Source organism: Flavobacterium franklandianum (assembly GCF_007097365.1).
GTDB lineage: Bacteria > Bacteroidota > Bacteroidia > Flavobacteriales > Flavobacteriaceae > Flavobacterium > Flavobacterium franklandianum.
The window spans coordinates 118,868-134,641 of sequence record NZ_VJZR01000008.1; the positions used below are offsets into that span (position 1 = coordinate 118,868).

General features: G+C 34.1%; 16 protein-coding genes. 6 read left to right on the top strand and 10 right to left on the bottom strand.

All coding sequences use genetic code 11. The features are described 5' to 3' along the window. The 4 genes from FNW17_RS10475 to recF all read right to left on the bottom strand — a co-directional run bounded on the left by FNW17_RS10475 (position 1) and on the right by recF (position 3,628). Positions 1 to 1,071: a glycosyltransferase family 4 protein gene (locus FNW17_RS10475; RefSeq protein WP_144071611.1), complete on the bottom strand. Its 1,071-nt coding sequence runs from the start codon at positions 1,069 to 1,071 to the stop codon at positions 1 to 3. 8 nt (positions 1,072 to 1,079) lie between these two features. Beyond that, positions 1,080 to 1,754, bottom strand: a complete 675-nt coding sequence (locus tag FNW17_RS10480) for a DUF2461 domain-containing protein (protein ID WP_143390542.1) — start codon at positions 1,752 to 1,754, stop codon at positions 1,080 to 1,082. 8 nt (positions 1,755 to 1,762) lie between these two features. After that, complete coding sequence (locus FNW17_RS10485; RefSeq protein WP_144071612.1) at positions 1,763 to 2,464, bottom strand: rhodanese-like domain-containing protein; 702 nt, start codon at positions 2,462 to 2,464, stop codon at positions 1,763 to 1,765. 84 nt (positions 2,465 to 2,548) lie between these two features. After that, positions 2,549 to 3,628 (bottom strand): DNA replication/repair protein RecF, encoded by a 1,080-nt coding sequence (recF, locus tag FNW17_RS10490; RefSeq protein WP_143390540.1) that lies wholly within the window; start codon positions 3,626 to 3,628, stop codon positions 2,549 to 2,551. Between the two features lie 242 nt (positions 3,629 to 3,870). On the opposite strand from recF, the gene FNW17_RS10495 reads away from it, so the two are divergent. From FNW17_RS10495 to FNW17_RS10520, 6 genes are all read left to right on the top strand, one after another. After that, positions 3,871 to 4,644 (top strand): tetratricopeptide repeat protein, encoded by a 774-nt coding sequence (locus tag FNW17_RS10495; RefSeq protein WP_144071613.1) that lies wholly within the window; start codon positions 3,871 to 3,873, stop codon positions 4,642 to 4,644. Between the two features lie 70 nt (positions 4,645 to 4,714). Further along, complete coding sequence (gene ribH, locus FNW17_RS10500; protein ID WP_143390538.1) at positions 4,715 to 5,281, top strand: 6,7-dimethyl-8-ribityllumazine synthase; 567 nt, start codon at positions 4,715 to 4,717, stop codon at positions 5,279 to 5,281. A 158-nt stretch (positions 5,282 to 5,439) separates the two neighbouring features. Beyond that, positions 5,440 to 7,296, top strand: a complete 1,857-nt coding sequence (gene mutL / locus FNW17_RS10505; RefSeq protein ID WP_144071614.1) for a DNA mismatch repair endonuclease MutL — start codon at positions 5,440 to 5,442, stop codon at positions 7,294 to 7,296. Continuing rightward, positions 7,293 to 8,105 carry a rhomboid family intramembrane serine protease gene (locus FNW17_RS10510; RefSeq protein ID WP_143390536.1) on the top strand — a complete coding sequence of 271 codons (813 nt, stop codon included), beginning with the start codon at positions 7,293 to 7,295 and terminating at the stop codon, positions 8,103 to 8,105. The genes mutL and FNW17_RS10510 overlap by 4 nt, the downstream gene beginning before the upstream one ends. 92 nt (positions 8,106 to 8,197) lie before the next feature. Beyond that, entirely contained in the window at positions 8,198 to 9,070 is an 873-nt protein-coding gene (locus tag FNW17_RS10515; RefSeq protein ID WP_235893266.1) for a rhomboid family intramembrane serine protease, read from the top strand. Positions 9,071 to 9,140: 70 nt separating this feature from the next. After that, the gene (locus FNW17_RS10520; protein WP_143390535.1) at positions 9,141 to 10,190 is read left to right on the top strand and encodes an endonuclease/exonuclease/phosphatase family protein; all 1,050 of its coding nucleotides are present in this window, start codon (positions 9,141 to 9,143) and stop codon (positions 10,188 to 10,190) included. 13 nt (positions 10,191 to 10,203) lie between these two features. On the opposite strand, the gene FNW17_RS10525 is transcribed toward FNW17_RS10520, so the two are convergent. From FNW17_RS10525 to FNW17_RS10550, 6 genes are all read right to left on the bottom strand, one after another. After that, complete coding sequence (locus FNW17_RS10525; protein WP_143390534.1) at positions 10,204 to 10,830, bottom strand: WbqC family protein; 627 nt, start codon at positions 10,828 to 10,830, stop codon at positions 10,204 to 10,206. 103 nt (positions 10,831 to 10,933) lie between these two features. After that, on the bottom strand, positions 10,934 to 12,634 hold the full coding sequence (gene lepB / locus FNW17_RS10530) for a signal peptidase I (RefSeq protein WP_143390533.1): 1,701 nt from the start codon (positions 12,632 to 12,634) through the stop codon (positions 10,934 to 10,936). Positions 12,635 to 12,706: 72 nt separating this feature from the next. After that, complete coding sequence (gene dapB, locus FNW17_RS10535) at positions 12,707 to 13,408, bottom strand: 4-hydroxy-tetrahydrodipicolinate reductase (protein WP_143390532.1); 702 nt, start codon at positions 13,406 to 13,408, stop codon at positions 12,707 to 12,709. A 74-nt stretch (positions 13,409 to 13,482) separates the two neighbouring features. Beyond that, positions 13,483 to 14,043: a DUF5683 domain-containing protein gene (locus FNW17_RS10540; RefSeq protein ID WP_143390531.1), complete on the bottom strand. Its 561-nt coding sequence runs from the start codon at positions 14,041 to 14,043 to the stop codon at positions 13,483 to 13,485. Continuing rightward, the gene (locus FNW17_RS10545; protein WP_143390530.1) at positions 14,043 to 14,972 is read right to left on the bottom strand and encodes a ParB/RepB/Spo0J family partition protein; all 930 of its coding nucleotides are present in this window, start codon (positions 14,970 to 14,972) and stop codon (positions 14,043 to 14,045) included. The genes FNW17_RS10540 and FNW17_RS10545 overlap by 1 nt, the downstream gene beginning before the upstream one ends. A 4-nt stretch (positions 14,973 to 14,976) precedes the next feature. Then, on the bottom strand, positions 14,977 to 15,744 hold the full coding sequence (locus FNW17_RS10550; RefSeq protein ID WP_144071615.1) for a ParA family protein: 768 nt from the start codon (positions 15,742 to 15,744) through the stop codon (positions 14,977 to 14,979). Positions 15,745 to 15,774: the final 30 nt, after the last annotated feature.

The window sequence follows — 15,774 nt, forward strand, 5'->3', positions numbered from 1 at the left end:
TTAATTGTTTTTTAATGTGTTAATTAATTCGTGATACTTGGTTGCAATAATTTTCATATTGGTTATGTAATTTGCATTATCTTCCACAAATTTTCTGTTTTTTAAAACGGCAGCGATTTGATAGTCCTTATTTTCGAATGCCCAAAGAAGTTCATTGGCTAGCATTTCAGTATCATCAATGGGTATCAATTGACCATTTTCGCGGTGTTTGATCCAACTTTGATTTCCTGGAATGTCGGTCACAACGGGGTAACAATTAGAAGCCATAGCTTCAAATAAAGACGCAGAAACGCCTTCAGTTATGGGCATACTGATATAAAAATTAGCTTGCTGTAACAGCTCTGGTATTTTTGTATTTGGAATTTGACCCGTAAAATTCACCTTGTTTTCTATATTCATTTTCGTTGCTAATTCTCTTAACTGCGGTAGCAATTTTCCATCTCCAACAATAGTCAATTCAAAATCAATTCCTCTTTGGTTTAAAATCCAAAAGGCTTTTAGAATTACATCGTGGCGGTATTCCGGCATTAGCGAACGAGTTACAATAGCCCTTAATTTTTCAGAGGAAGTGTTTTTAGTGTTTTTAAATTGCTTCAAATCAATTCCTTTTGGCAAAACCAACACCTTTTTCATATCGACATTGGCAACTCGCATCGAAACGGTCATTACAGGTCCCCAAGCGTGAATCAAGTCGGCTTTTTCGAAAGCGTAATTTTGGATAATTTTTTTGAGTGGCAACAAAAAGGATTTTTCGGGCCACAAATCGGTTCTGCCTTGTTGTGCAATCGCCACAGGTTTTACGCCCGATAATGCAGCAAGAAAACCGTAACTTGTGGTTCTTTCGGCAATGACCATATCGGGTTGCTGCAATTTTATCAGTTTCTTAATTTGGAAAAGTCCTGTACAATACTCTAAAATTCTAAAAGAACGGTTGAAAAAACTATGGTTTGGTGTTTTTAATTCCCAAGTGACAATTTCAAAATCGCCAAATTCTTTCAGACCATTCATCCACGTTATAGCGTCAGCTCTGTAAGTTTCTCCGAGAAAAAGTATTTTTTTTCTTTTTGCCATGTATTGTATTATTCTTCTGAGGTTAAGGCTCGATTGATAAAATCGTTCAGAGGTTTCAAGACAATTAATTTTTTGGTCATTTTGGATACAAAATCTTCATCGGTAACTTCATTAATGTCGAATTTCTGAGAAGTTTCGAAACTTTTTAATTTAAGGAATTCTATGGCAGGATGGTCTTTTTCGTATCCTCTGGGCGGATTTTTTAATAAGTTTTTTTCGTTTCTATCAAAATCAGTATACTCTTTTTTGAAACTTTTATTTTTGATAATTTCCTCTAAATCTTCGTAGAAATAAGCAATTTCTTTGCGCACTTTTTTCAAATCATCGGCTTCGGGACAGTAGAATCCTCCGGCAATGAAACTACCTGCTCGGGCAATGTGAACATAATAACCAGAACGGTTTTTTCCTTTCGCACCACTCGATAACCAAACGCCAATATGGTCTTTGTAAGGTGATTTGTCTTTCGAAAATCGGATGTCACGATTGATTCTAAAAGTACAATTTTTTATTTCAAGCATTTCAAGCGAAGGGTCGAGTGGTTTCATCGCATCCAGAAAATCACCAACTAATTGTTGATAGTCTTTTTTGAAAACTTCATAACGTTTTTTATTATCCAAAAACCAATCTCGATTGTTATTGGCTTTTAAATCATCAAGAAACTGTAAACTGTCTTTTGAAAGCATTTTTTAGATTATTGCAGTTGTTTTTTTAAATTTTCTTCACTAATAAAACCAGAATTTTTCCATTTCAATTCCTTGTTTTCATATAAAAGGAGGGCAGGTAGTTCCTCGATTTTCATTTCTTTTATCAAAGTTTTATTTTCATCTGCATCTAAACGGATGATAACCACTTTGTCTGCCATCTCTTTTTGCATTTTCAGGAGATAAGGAGCCATTTTTTTGCAAGGAGCACACCATTTGGCATAAAAATCAACTAATACTTTTTTATCTGTGTTTAATAATTCTGCATATTCATGTCTGGAAATTCCAATGATTTGATCGCTTGGTTTTGATAAACCAGTTGCATTCCATTTCATCATTCCGCCTTCTAGGTTGTAGATTTTTTTGAATCCTAATTCTTCTAATTTTGCTGCGGCTTTGGCGCTTCTTCCACCGCTTTTGCAATAGAGGAAAACGGGTTTTGATTTGTCTATTTTTTTAATATTTGTGGCAAAATCATTGCTAAGCCAATTTATGTTTATGGCATTGTCAATATGTTCCGAATCAAATTCTTCGGGAGTTCTTACGTCTAAAATCTGAGGTTTTGGAGTCTCCTTTATTTTTTTGGCGAAAGTCTCAGCGGCAATAGTTTCGATATTTTTCGTAGGTTGACTGTTGCAAGATAAAATCGTGCTAAATGTGAACAGAAAAACGAAAAGGGAACGAAACTTCATATTAGTTTGAATTTAATATTAAAGAGGCTAAAATAAGTAATTTCTTTCTCAGATTTTGAATCTAAAAGTTAAAATATTTGGAATTTACAGATTGAAAATTTTATACGTTTGATGGGTCGATTTGACAATTTTTTCTGTCCGTTCAGGATGTGTGTCCGAAATAAATAGCTGACCAAAAGTATCACTGTTTACCATTTCAACAATTTTGGCTACTCGGCTTTCGTCTAATTTGTCGAAAATGTCATCGAATAATAAAATGGGTTTCAAACCGCTTTGTGTTTTTAGAAATTCAAATTGTGCTAGCTTTAATGCAATCAAAAAAGATTTTTGTTGGCCTTGCGATCCAAATTTCTTAATAGGATAATTATCAATTTCAAATGATAAATCGTCCTTGTGAATTCCAACACTGGTATAATGCAAAGCCCTGTCTTTGTTGATATTTTCTTGTAAAAGTGTCAACAAATCATTTTCAAATAAATGACTTTCGTACACCAACTGAACCGTTTCCTGAGAATCCGTAATGCCTTGATGATGTGTATTGAAAATAGGAATGAATTGTTCGATAAAGTTTTTCCGTTTTTCAAAAATATATTTCCCAAAAGCGTCGAGTTGTTCATTATAAATAGAAAGTGTGTCGTTGTCGAAAACAAAATTCAATGCAAAATATTTCAACAATGCATTGCGTTGACTCATCACTTTTTGGTATTGAATGAGTTGTTTCAGGTATTGAGAATCCAATTGCGAAATAACGCTGTCCATAAATTTACGGCGTGTTTCGCTGCCCTCTACAATTAAATCTCGGTCGGCAGGAGAAATAATTACCAGAGGGATGAAGCCAACGTGTTCCGAAAATTTATCATAGATTTTTCCGTTGCGTTTCAATATTTTTTTCTGTCCTTTTTTGAGACTGCAAATGATTTGTTCGTTTCTATCGTTGATTTCAAATTCGCCATCGATGACAAAAAATTCTTCTCCGTGTTTGATATTTTGAACAGCTAGCGGATTGAAATAACTTTTTCCGTAAGACAAATGGTAAATTGCATCCAGAACATTGGTTTTTCCAATTCCGTTTTTGCCGACAAAACAATTTATTTTGCCCACAAATTCGAAATCTGCTTCCGAAAAATTTTTGTAATTGAATAATGAAATTTTTTTTAAATACATTTTGGGTCTTGCTGGAATAGAAAATTTAGCGCTTTAAGATGGTCTTTTAAGAGGGTGCAAATTATTGAAAAATATCGATAAAAATTACTTTTAGACATTTTCAAATGCTAAATATTTTTCAACCGCAAAGAAAGGAACACTTAAATAAAGGATAATGTAATTTTATTTAAATATAAACCCAATTTTTTTATGACGATACGAATAAAAATTTTATTTTTGCGGCTCACTAAATTAAAATTTAAATGGCTACTTATAATAAAAGAGGATATAAACCAGTAAAAGAAAAAGAAGTTAACGAAGTAACAGAAGATATCTCTGTATTAGAAAAAAATAGTACAACTGCTGAAGTTTTCTCTACATTGGATGCTACGGCATCAAAAACTGAAGATTTTGTAGCCAAAAATCAAAAAATTATTATTGGATTTGTTGGTGCTATTGCCATATTTACTGTTGGATATTTGGCCTATCAAAAATTTGTTGCTGCACCAAAACAAGATGAGGCCGCAACCGAAATGTTTGTTGCACAACAAAATTTTGACAAAGCAACTCAAGGAGTTGCTAGCGATTCGTTATATAAATTGTCATTGAATGGTTCTGAAGGTAAATTTGGATTTATAAAAATTGCGGACGAATATTCAGGAACAGATGCTGGAAATTTGGCTAATTATTATGCAGGTGTTGCGTATTTAAACACTGGAAAATATACTGAAGCGATTGAGTATTTAGGAAAATTCAAATCTGAAGATATGATTTTGGGTGCTATGGCACAAGGAGCAATAGGAGACGCATATTCTCAAAAAAATCAGCCAAAAGAAGCTTTAGAAAATTATGTAAAAGCAGCAGAATCTAATAAAAATGATTTTACCACGCCACGTTTCTTGTTGAAAGCAGGAAAAACAGCATTGGCTTTAGGAAATAAAGAAGAAGCGTTGAAATATTTTACCGATATTAAAGACAATTTTGATGCTTCTCCAGAAGCAGCTACAATTGATGTATTAATTGGATTAGCACAATAAATCCAGAGGGCAGTTTCCAGAGGACAGTTTTTCTGCAATCTGCAATCTGCAATCTGCAATCTTAAATAAGATGGCAACTATAAATAAAAATTTATCTGAATACGATAAAAACACAATCCCAGACGCGAAAAATTTTCGGTTTGGGATTGTTGTTTCAGAATGGAACGACACCATAACCGAAGGACTTTGCTTTGGAGCGGTTAAAGGGCTTTTAGAAAACGAAGTGCCATCGGAACACATCATTCGATGGAATGTTCCCGGGAGTTTTGAACTCATTTATGGGGCGAAAAAAATGTTGCAAACCCAGAATGTCGATGCTGTAATCGCCATTGGTTGTGTTATTCAGGGGGAAACCAAACATTTTGATTTTGTGTGCGAAGCGGTTTCACAAGGGATAAAAGACTTGAATGTAGAAACTGATATTCCAGTAATTTTTTGCGTTTTGACCGATAATACGATGCAACAATCCATTGATAGAAGCGGAGGAAAACACGGAAATAAAGGAACCGAAGCAGCTGTTGCCGCTATAAAAATGGCGTATTTGAGACATCAAGCCTCGTTTAATCACCATAAAAATCACCAGTTATTATCCACAGGACCTTTGCAAATCGAAGGTTTGACGATGATTGAAGAATAAAAGTAAATTTATAATTCTTAAAACCTATACTATTCTATTAATGGTATAGGTTTTTTGTTTTTTTATGATTTATTTAGGTAGTAATCCCAATAGAAAATCCTTAAATTTGTGAACTTTGGGTTTAAATCTTAAACCTTAAACTTTAAACCATTTTTTTAATGCCGAGTATTATTCAATTGCTTCCCGATCACGTTGCTAATCAAATTGCTGCTGGAGAAGTCGTTCAGCGACCTGCTTCGGTAGTCAAAGAATTGCTCGAAAATGCAGTAGATGCTGGTGCAAGCGATATCAAATTGATTATAAAAGACGCTGGGAAATCATTGGTTCAAGTGATCGATAACGGAAAAGGAATGAGCGTCACCGATGCACGTATGTGTTTTGAACGTCACGCCACTTCCAAAATTCGTCAAGCCGAAGATTTATTTTCATTGCATACCAAAGGGTTTCGTGGCGAAGCATTAGCATCGATTGCTGCCATTGCTCACGTTGAAATGAAAACCAAGCAAGATCAAGAAGAACTAGGAACTCATATCGTTATCGAAGGTAGTAAATTTGTGTCCCAAGATGTGGCCGTTTTACCAAAGGGAACTTCGTTTGGAGTCAAAAATTTGTTTTTTAATATACCAGCTCGTCGCAATTTTTTGAAGTCAGATACGGTGGAATACCGCCATATCATTGATGAATTTCAGAGAGTTGCATTGGCTCATCCCAAAATATATTTTACTTTTTTTCACAACGGAAGCGAAATGTTCAATTTGCCTCCATCGAGTTTGAGGCAACGCATAGTTAACGTTTTTTCGGGTAAAACCAATGAAAAGTTGGTTCCTGTTAATGAAGAAACGGAGATTGTAAACATACAAGGTTTTGTTTGCAAACCTGAATTTGCTAAAAAAAATCGGGGTGAGCAGTTCTTCTTTGTCAATGACCGGTTTATAAAAAGTGGGTATTTGCATCACGCTGTAATGGCTGCTTATGATGGTTTGCTCAAAGATGGCGCACAACCGAGTTATTTTATTTACCTTCAAGTGCCACCAAATACGATAGATATTAACATTCATCCCACTAAAACGGAGATTAAATTTGACGATGAGTCGGCTTTGTACGCTATTTTGCGAGCTTCGATAAAACACAGTTTAGGACAGTTTAATGTGGCGCCAGTTTTGGATTTTGAACGCGATGCCAATTTGGATACTCCCTATCATTACAAAGATTTAGAAGGAGCAACGCCTACAATTCAAGTGGATGGTAGTTTTAATCCTTTTTCGGAAGAGGAGAAACCCAACAAACATTTTACAAATACGAATTCCAGTTACAGGAGACCAGAGTCGACTTCAAATTGGGAAAGTTTGTATTTAGGTTTAAAACAGGATTCTGAGGAAATTGATACGATGACTTTCGAAAATGAAACTGTAACTTCTTCTTTATTCAACAATGATGAAGTAGAACAAGCGGTTCATAAAACCTACCAAATTCACAAAAAATATATCGTAAATCCAATAAAATCCGGAATGATAATTGTCGATCAACAACGTGCGCATCAACGTATTTTGTATGAACAATTTCTGACCAATATTACGGTTCATTTGGCCTCAAGCCAGCAGTTGTTGTTTCCCTTGCATTTGTATTTTTCGAATGATGAAATGCAGTTAATTTCCGAATTGAAACCTTCATTGACCAATACAGGTTTTGTTTTTGAAGAAACCAACGATGATAGCGTGGTCATTTCAGGATTACCTGTCAATGTTTCCGAAAGTGAAGCTTCGATAGTTTTGGAACAACTTTTGAGTGATTTGCATAACGGAATTCCCGAAAGTAGTTTTAGTCAGAATGATACCATTGCCAAATCGATGGCCCGAAGTTTGGCCGTAAAGACAGGAACTTATTTAACCGAAAAAGAACAGGAAAACTTGGTCAACGGACTTTTTGCTTGCAAAGATCCTAATGTTTCTCCATTTCAAAAACCAACTTTCATCACAATGCGTGTTGAAGATTTAGATAAAAAATTTGCACTATGATGAATATCACACCAGTTGTAAAACAACTATTAATAATTAATATTCTCTTTTTTATAGGTTCTTATTTTGTGCCAGTAGCCTATGATTTATTTGCTCTTTATTATCCTGAAAGTGACAATTTCAAAGGGTGGCAGCTAATCACTCACATGTTTATGCACGCGCCTTTCCCTAATGTGGCACATATATTATTCAATATGTTTGCGCTGTATTCCTTTGGAAGTGCATTGGAACATTTTTGGGGTGGAAAAAAATTCTTGTTTTTCTACATTTCTTGCGGACTAGGAGCTGCTTTGTTGCATACCGGAATGAATTATTACGAAATACATTCTCTATTATCCGATGTTGCTAGTTTAAAACTATCTTCTTCTGAAATTCATCTTTTATTGAATGCCGATTATAGTTCATTGTTTGACGAAAAAGGACAAATGATGGCAGGAGAAATTAACACTATTCTGGAAAAAGTGCATTGCACACAACAACAATTTAATACCATTGTACAAGCTTCGATGATTTCAAAAGTGCCTGTTCTTGGCGCTTCGGGAGCGGTTTATGGATTATTGGTTGCTTTTGCTTTTATGTTTCCTAATGCGGAGTTGGCGATGTTATTTATACCTATTCCAATAAAAGCCAAATATTTTGTACCGGGAATTTTAGCTATCGATTTGTTTTTAGGATTCAAAGGAAGTTCTATTTTTGGAGCAGGAAGTACAGGAATCGCCCATTTTGCACACGTTGGCGGAGCAATAACAGGTTTCTTGATGATGTGGTTTTGGAAGAAAAATCAGTTTAACAAAAACAGGTGGAATTAAATCCAGATAGCAGATTTCAGATAACAGATTCAAAAACTTCTAACTTCTAACTTCTAACTTCTAACTTCTAACCTCTAACCTCTAACTTAAAAATGGGCAGTATATTAGACGACTTAAAAATGCAGTATAAATTTGGTGGAATAACTCAAAGGTTAATCTATTTGAATATCGCTTGCTTCCTAGTTTCGTATGTGATTTTTGGATTGTTGCGATATGTAAACATCAATATCGATTTTCTTCACTATGTGAGTTTGTCCTCTAATCCAATGGATTTGTTGTGGAAACCTTGGTCATTCATTAGCTATGCTTTTTTTCATTCTGGCTTTTTTCACATTTTTTTCAATTTAATTATTTTGAATTTTTCCAGTCAGTTGTTTTTAACTTTTTTTAATCAGAAACAGTTATTGGGATTGTATATTTCATCAGCTATTTTTTCGGGTGTAGTTTTTGTTTTTTCCTTTTATTTAATGAATATTATTTCGCCACTTGTGGGTGCTTCGGGCGCTATTATGGCGATTTTGGTTGCTACAACAACTTATCAACCCTTGATGAATCTACGTTTGTTAATTATTGGTAATGTAAAGCTTTGGCATGTTACCGTTGTTATTCTTATAATTGATTTAATGCAAATTCAATCGGAGAATTCGGGAGGGCATATTGCTCATTTGGCTGGGGCTTTTTTTGGTTTCATTTTTATTAAATTACTCCAAAACGGAACCGATTTGAGTAAAATTGTTACAAACCTATTGGATTTTTTTGTTAATTTGTTCACGAAAAAGTCATCTACTCCTTTCAAAAAGGTACACAAAAATTACAAAAAACCTGCGGATAAGCCTGTTTTAAAGATTGTAACTAAGGATAAAACACAACAGCAAATCGATGAGATTTTAGATAAAATCAGTCGCTCTGGTTATGATTGTTTGACAAAAGAAGAAAAAGAATTTTTGTTTAAAGTAGGGAAATAAAATTGTTTCAGGTTTCAGGTTTAAAGTTGAGCAACTTGGAACTTGAAACTTGAAACTTGAAACTAAAATAATGAAAAACCTTTCGTGGTTTAATAAGCTAATGTTTTTTTTGAATATAGTCCTTACTGTATCGACTTTTCTTGCCTATCTTTTACCTTTTTTGGCTCCAAAATTATTCCCGCTTTTATCCGTTCTCACCTTGTTTATGCCTTTGTTTTTTATTTTGAATGGATTATTTTTCTTCTATTGGGGATTTCAATTCAAGAAGCGAATGATTTTATCTGGTTTGGTACTTTTGATGGGTATCACTTTTATTAATAAATTTTATAAATTTTCAGCTAAAGAATATCCCGAGGAAGAGAAAGATTTTACCGTAATGAGTTATAATGTACGTTTGCTGAATGTCTTCAAATGGCTTGATAGAGATGATGTTCCCGATGATATTTTAACTTTTATCAATGAAAAAAACCCTGATATTTTGTGCATTCAGGAGTTTTCTAATTCTGCAGAAATAGATTTGAAAGTGTATAGTCATAAATACATTTTGGTAGAAGGCAATCAAATTAAAACTGCTCAGGCTATTTTCTCTAAATTTCCTATAATCTATCAAGGAAATATTGTGTTTCCAAACTCCAATAATAATGTTATTTTTGCCGACATCAAAAAAGGAAAAGACATCATTAGAGTTTATAATATGCACCTAGAGTCTATAAAAATCACACCAGATATTACCGAAATTAACGACAAAAATATTGATGCTATTAATCAAAGTAAATCTCAAAAATTATTCAATAGAATAAGCAAAGCTTTTAAGCAACAACAGCAACAAGCGGAGATTATAAAAGAACATAAAAAGAATTGTTCATATCCAATTATTATTTGTGGCGATATGAATAACAGTGCGTTTTCATACGTATATCGAAATATTAAAGGTTCACTTAAAGATAGTTTTGAAGAAGCTGGTGTTGGTTTTGGAGCGACTTATAAGTTTCGTTATTATCCTGCCAGAATCGACTATATTTTTGCAGATGGAACGATGAAAGTCAAAAAATTTGAAAGTTTTTCTGATTTCGAGAATTCAGATCATTATCCAATTATGGCGAGACTTTCGATGGAATAGTGAAGATTGTGCCTTATTTGAGTTCTAACTTCTGACTTTTCAAATAATCCAAAGCGTATTTTCCTTCGTTGAATAGCAAATCCAAAACACTCAAATTGCTCAAAAATCCATGTTTGTCATCAAAAACTTGAGTATAGCTTTCGAATTGCGATTGGTCTTTTTTTCCGTCAACCAAAGCTCTGAAATCTAAAATAGCTGTTGAATCTAGTTCATGAAAATATTCTACTGTGGTCTCATAATCCAATTTCATTCGGAGACATTTTGTAACAAATTCCAAGGTTTCAAAATTTAAATCCATCAAAAATTGATGCTTTTTTTCGAAAATAGGGCGAATTTCATCTTCAAAAAACTCAAAGAATGGCGAAGTTCTATAGGCAGCTTCAAGTGATTTGAAATGCTGTTTTTGCCAATTGAAATCATTTTCGATTCTGATTTCTTTTGTTTTTTGGTGCGTTTCTTTCGAATGTTTTACTGGAATATTTAGCAATTGAATCCCGTTGGGACTGTAAATATAAGTTCTGTTGCGATTGGTTTGCTTTTGGAAATTATCTTCCATTTCAAATACAATTCTCTCAGATTGAGCCATTACAACGCAATGACTAATCGAAGGGAAATAGGAGGGATGTAGTAAAAGATTCATTTTTGTCATTTGTTTAATATGGTTTAATATTGTTTAAAATAGTGTAAAAGTTTAATCTCTTTTTGCATTAAACAACCTTAAACCTTTAAACAATGTTAAACTTTTAAACTTTATTCGCTTTTCTTTTTTTCCAAAAATACTCACCTACAAAAAAGGCAACTAGCGCAATCAAGAAAAATTGAAAATAAGATTGTGGCTGTCCATCACCACCTACGGTCGTGAATAAGCGTTCCCAACGAATTTTACCCAATCCTTTGCCATTAGTATCCCAACTCATCCAGATAAATACAGGTTTACCAACGATGTGATCTTCAGGAACAAAACCCCAGTAACGACTATCTTCTGAACGATGGCGATTGTCTCCCATCATCCAATAATAATTTTGTTTGAAAGTGTAAGATTGGGCAAGCTCTCCATTTATTTTAATGGTTTGACCATTGTTTTCTAAAGTGTTGCCTTCATAATTTACAATTATTCTTTTGTAAAGTGGTAAGTTTTGTTGGTTAAGTTGAACTGTTTTTCCTTGTTCAGGAATTGTAATTGGACCAAAATTATCGATTGTCCAATTGGTGTTGTGTGGAAAAATTGAGGTGTCGAAAGTTGCAGTTTTTTTAGCAATAAATCGGACTACAGAATCTATGGAAGTGTTTTTTCTCAATTCTGCGGCGGCTTTCAAAGTAAGATTGACATCGTTTTTGGCTTCGTAAACTTCTTGAGCATAAATACCTGAATTTTCAATGACTTTGGATGGAATTCCTGTAAAACTAGTCATTATAGTAAATGACTTGTCTTGGTTTTGGGAAGCATTCAAAATGTAAGGTTGAACAGCATTTATTTGTTCATCACTGTTTGGTTTCAAGATGTAAACTCTATTAAATTCGGTTGAACCGGTAGTCAATAAAACTTCGTTAGAAACTCCTTTTGCAGCGTAAACAGTATGTTCGTATTGTGATTTTGCTCTTTCTGGTAGCACTAAAGGTTTTCCGTCGATGAAAACAAAACCGTCTTTTATTTCTAAATTATCGCCTGGAGTACCTTGGCATCTTTTTACATAATTCGATTTTTTGTCAATGGGTTTTAGAACAGCTTTTCTACCTGATTTATCAAAAAATCGATAAACTGTGTCCGTTGGCCAATTGAAAACTACAATATCATTTTTAGCAATTTTCTGAAAAGAGGGCAATCTGAAATAAGGCAATTGTGGCCAGTTTAAATACGATTTCATTTTTGTTAATGGTATCGAATCGTGAACCATTGGCAAAGCCACTGAGGTCATTGGAACTCTGGCCCCATAATTCATTTTGCTAACAAACAAAAAGTCGCCAATCAATAATGATTTTTCTAACGATGAAGTCGGAATGGTGTAAGGTTGAATGAAATAGGTATGTACAAATGTAGCCACAATGATGGCAAAAAGTAACGAACTTACAGTATCAGCGGTTTTGTTTTCTGGGTTTAAACTTCTATCCGAAATGTAATTTAGGGATTGAGTATAATTGACATAATAAATGTAGAAACCCAAAGTTATAATTCCTAGAAATGTGTCTAAAGAAGATCGTTTTCCGAAACTTCTCAAGGTTTCTGTCCAAATTACTGGAAACATTATCAGGTTGATGATTGGAATGAAAAGCAAAAACGTCCACCAAGTGGGACGACCAATTATTTTCATCAAAATGATGGCATTATATACCGGAACGGCAGCTTCCCAACGTTTTCTACCGGCTGCTTCATAGATTTTCCAAGTTCCTAAAAAGTGAATTATTTGTACAATTAAGAAAAATACAAACCATTGATATGTTGTCATAATTATTTTGTTTAAAGTTTAAAGTTTAAGGTTGTTCTACTTGGAACTTTAAACCTTAAACCTGAAACAAGTTTATTTTAATTCTAATACATCTTTCATTGTAAATATTCCTTGCTTACCTACTATCCATTCGGCGGCGATAACTGCACCAAGAGCAAAACCATCACGATTGTGTGCGGTGTGTTTTATTTCGATAGTGTCAACAGCTGAATTGTAAGTTACAGTATGTGTTCCGGGAACATTTCCAGTTCTCACGGCTTCGATATGAATCTGATTTTCTTTTGCATCTTCTAACGTCCAACTCGTATAATCACTGTTTTCGATAACTGCTTTGGCCAATGAAATTGCGGTTCCGCTGGGAGCATCTAGTTTTTGAGTATGATGAATTTCTTCCATATCTACTGTATAGGAATTAAACTTCGACATCATTTTTGCCAAATATTCATTGAGTCCAAAAAAAAGATTGACACCCAAACTAAAATTTGAACTGGATATAAAAGCACCTTTCCTTTCTTCGCAAAGTGTTGCCATTTCTTCATAACGGTCTAGCCATCCTGTGGTTCCAGAAATCACAGGAACATTGGCATAAAAACAGTTTGTTATATTTTCGACAGCAACCGCTGGAATGCTGAAATCGATAGCAACATCGGCATTCGAAAGTCCTTCAAAGGTGTTGAATTCATCTTTTTTCAAAACAATTTCGTGACCTCTTTCCAGCGCAATTCGTTCAATGGTTTGACCCATTTTTCCATATCCTAAAAGTGCAATTTTCATTTGTTGTATAAATTTATTTTTTAATTCCCTTTTTAGGGGTTTGTTTCGCCAGTTCGCTTACGCTTGTGTGGAGGTTAAAAATTATAGTTAAATGTTAGTCCAACATTTGCCCTAGATGTTACATCATTCATATAAACATCGGGTCGTACTGTTAAGTTTTCATTTACATTAAATTGTATTAAAGCCGCATCAACATTAGCATCTACAATATTCAATACATAAAAACCAACCACAAACAAAGCAGATAAATCACGATTTCGTTGATAAAATTTCTGTGCAGATATTAATCTATCGTTGTCATAATAACTAAATTCATCGTCAGTGTAGCCTTCTAAACGTCGTTTGTAAGCATCTCTATATTGATGGTATTTTTGATTGCTGTCGATATAATAATACATGCTAACCCCAATTGCTCCATAAACAATAGGGATTTTCCAATATTTTTTGTTGTATGCCTGTCCTAAACCTGGGAGAATAGCCGAATAAAAAGCTGCTTTTGCTGGGGTTAAGGGATCAATATCTTTTGATTTCAAAGTATCTTTTGCAATCAGGGGTGCTACAGTTTTCGATTGTGAAAAAACAGCCGTGGTTCCTAATGTAAAAAGAAATAGAACTATGAAATAGATTTTATTCACTACCCTTTTATTAGTTTAATAATTCGGTTGAAATCTTCTTCAGAATGAAACGGGATAGTAATTTTTCCTTTGCCATTTCCAACTACTTTAACATCTACTTTAGTTCCAAAATAAGAATTGAAGGTCGTTTTTTGAGCCTCTTCAATTTCAAAAGATGTTGTTTTTGCTTTAGTTTCAGGTTTAGCTCCGCTCTGTTCGGCTTCGCCTCGGGTTGGTTTTAAGCTTTCTTGATAATTTTTGACCAATGTTTCTGTATCTCTAACTGATAGATTCTGGCTCACGATTTTTTGATAAATATCGGCTTGAATGTCTTGATCTTCGATGTTAATTATCGCTCGACCGTGACCCATACTGATAAAACCGTCTCGAATTCCGGTTTGGATAATGGGGTCTAATTTCAAAAGTCTTAAATAGTTGGCAATTGTAGAACGTTTTTTTCCCACACGTTCGCTCATTTGCTCTTGTGTCAACTGAATTTCGTCTATTAATCTTTGGTAGGAAAGTGCAATTTCTATGGGATCTAAATCGTGGCGTTGAATGTTTTCAACTAATGCCATAATCAAGGATTCGTTGTCGTTTGCAATTCGAATATAAGCAGGAACCGTTGTCAATCCAACTAAAGTGGAAGCCCGAAGACGTCGTTCTCCTGAAATTAATTGGTATTTATTAAAGTCTAATTTCCGAACAGTAATAGGCTGAATTACGCCTAATTCCTTGATGGAAGTTGCTAATTCTCGTAATGAATCTTCGTTGAAATTACTTCTTGGCTGAAACGGATTGATTTCTATCGCTTCAATTTCAAGCTCAATAATATTCCCTACAACTTTATCTGCATTTTTATCATTTACTGATTTTATATCGTTTTCAGGATCTTTCAATAATGCCGATAATCCTCTTCCTAAGGCTTGTTTTTTTAGTGCTTGTGCCATAAAATTATTTGCTATTTTTCTTTATAATTTCGTGAGCTAACTGTAGATAATTATTGGCTCCTTTGCTTGTAGCGTCATAGTTTATAATGCTTTCGCCAAAACTTGGAGCTTCGCTTAGTTTTACATTTCTTTGAATGATTGTTTCAAAAACCATATCATTAAAATGTTTCTGTACCTCTTCGACCACTTGATTGGATAAACGCAATCTGGAGTCAAACATGGTCAAAAGAAGACCTTCAATGTCTAAATCCGGATTGTGAATTTTTTGAATACTTTTTATGGTATTCAATAATTTTCCTAATCCTTCGAGTGCAAAATATTCGCATTGTATAGGAATTATTACGGAATCGGCCGCTGTTAAAGCATTTAAAGTAAGCAATCCTAGCGATGGAGCACAATCAATTATAATAAAATCGTACTCGTCTTTGATGCTTTCCAACGCTTTTTTGAGCATATATTCTCTGTCGGCTTTGTCAACCAATTCGATTTCAATCGCAACAAGGTCAATATGAGAAGGAATCACATCCACATTTGGAGCTGAACATTTCACGACAGCCTCATTTGGAGTATTGCTGTGTTCTATAATTTGATAGGTTCCAATTTCTACAGTATTGACATCAATCCCTAATCCAGAACTTGCATTGGCCTGAGGATCAGCATCTATTAACAACACTTTTTTTTCTAAAACACCTAGAGATGCTGCCAGATTTACTGAGGTTGTTGTCTTTCCAACACCACCTTTTTGATTAGCAATCGCAATGATTTTGCCCATTTATTTTTCTAAATTTTGAACGGTAAAAAT

What these genes read in the sequence shown, in the direction of transcription:
- FNW17_RS10475 (WP_144071611.1), bottom strand. Translation starts at nt 1,071, where the DNA reads ATGGCAAAAAGAAAAAAAATACTTTTTCTCGGAGAAACTTACAGAGCT.
- FNW17_RS10480 (WP_143390542.1), bottom strand. Translation starts at nt 1,754, where the DNA reads ATGCTTTCAAAAGACAGTTTACAGTTTCTTGATGATTTAAAAGCCAAT.
- FNW17_RS10485 (WP_144071612.1), bottom strand. Translation starts at nt 2,464, where the DNA reads ATGAAGTTTCGTTCCCTTTTCGTTTTTCTGTTCACATTTAGCACGATT.
- recF (WP_143390540.1), bottom strand. Translation starts at nt 3,628, where the DNA reads ATGTATTTAAAAAAAATTTCATTATTCAATTACAAAAATTTTTCGGAA.
- FNW17_RS10495 (WP_144071613.1), top strand. Translation starts at nt 3,871, where the DNA reads ATGGCTACTTATAATAAAAGAGGATATAAACCAGTAAAAGAAAAAGAA.
- ribH (WP_143390538.1), top strand. Translation starts at nt 4,715, where the DNA reads ATGGCAACTATAAATAAAAATTTATCTGAATACGATAAAAACACAATC.
- mutL (WP_144071614.1), top strand. Translation starts at nt 5,440, where the DNA reads ATGCCGAGTATTATTCAATTGCTTCCCGATCACGTTGCTAATCAAATT.
- FNW17_RS10510 (WP_143390536.1), top strand. Translation starts at nt 7,293, where the DNA reads ATGATGAATATCACACCAGTTGTAAAACAACTATTAATAATTAATATT.
- FNW17_RS10515 (WP_235893266.1), top strand. Translation starts at nt 8,198, where the DNA reads ATGGGCAGTATATTAGACGACTTAAAAATGCAGTATAAATTTGGTGGA.
- FNW17_RS10520 (WP_143390535.1), top strand. Translation starts at nt 9,141, where the DNA reads ATGAAAAACCTTTCGTGGTTTAATAAGCTAATGTTTTTTTTGAATATA.
- FNW17_RS10525 (WP_143390534.1), bottom strand. Translation starts at nt 10,830, where the DNA reads ATGAATCTTTTACTACATCCCTCCTATTTCCCTTCGATTAGTCATTGC.
- lepB (WP_143390533.1), bottom strand. Translation starts at nt 12,634, where the DNA reads ATGACAACATATCAATGGTTTGTATTTTTCTTAATTGTACAAATAATT.
- dapB (WP_143390532.1), bottom strand. Translation starts at nt 13,408, where the DNA reads ATGAAAATTGCACTTTTAGGATATGGAAAAATGGGTCAAACCATTGAA.
- FNW17_RS10545 (WP_143390530.1), bottom strand. Translation starts at nt 14,972, where the DNA reads ATGGCACAAGCACTAAAAAAACAAGCCTTAGGAAGAGGATTATCGGCA.
- FNW17_RS10550 (WP_144071615.1), bottom strand. Translation starts at nt 15,744, where the DNA reads ATGGGCAAAATCATTGCGATTGCTAATCAAAAAGGTGGTGTTGGAAAG.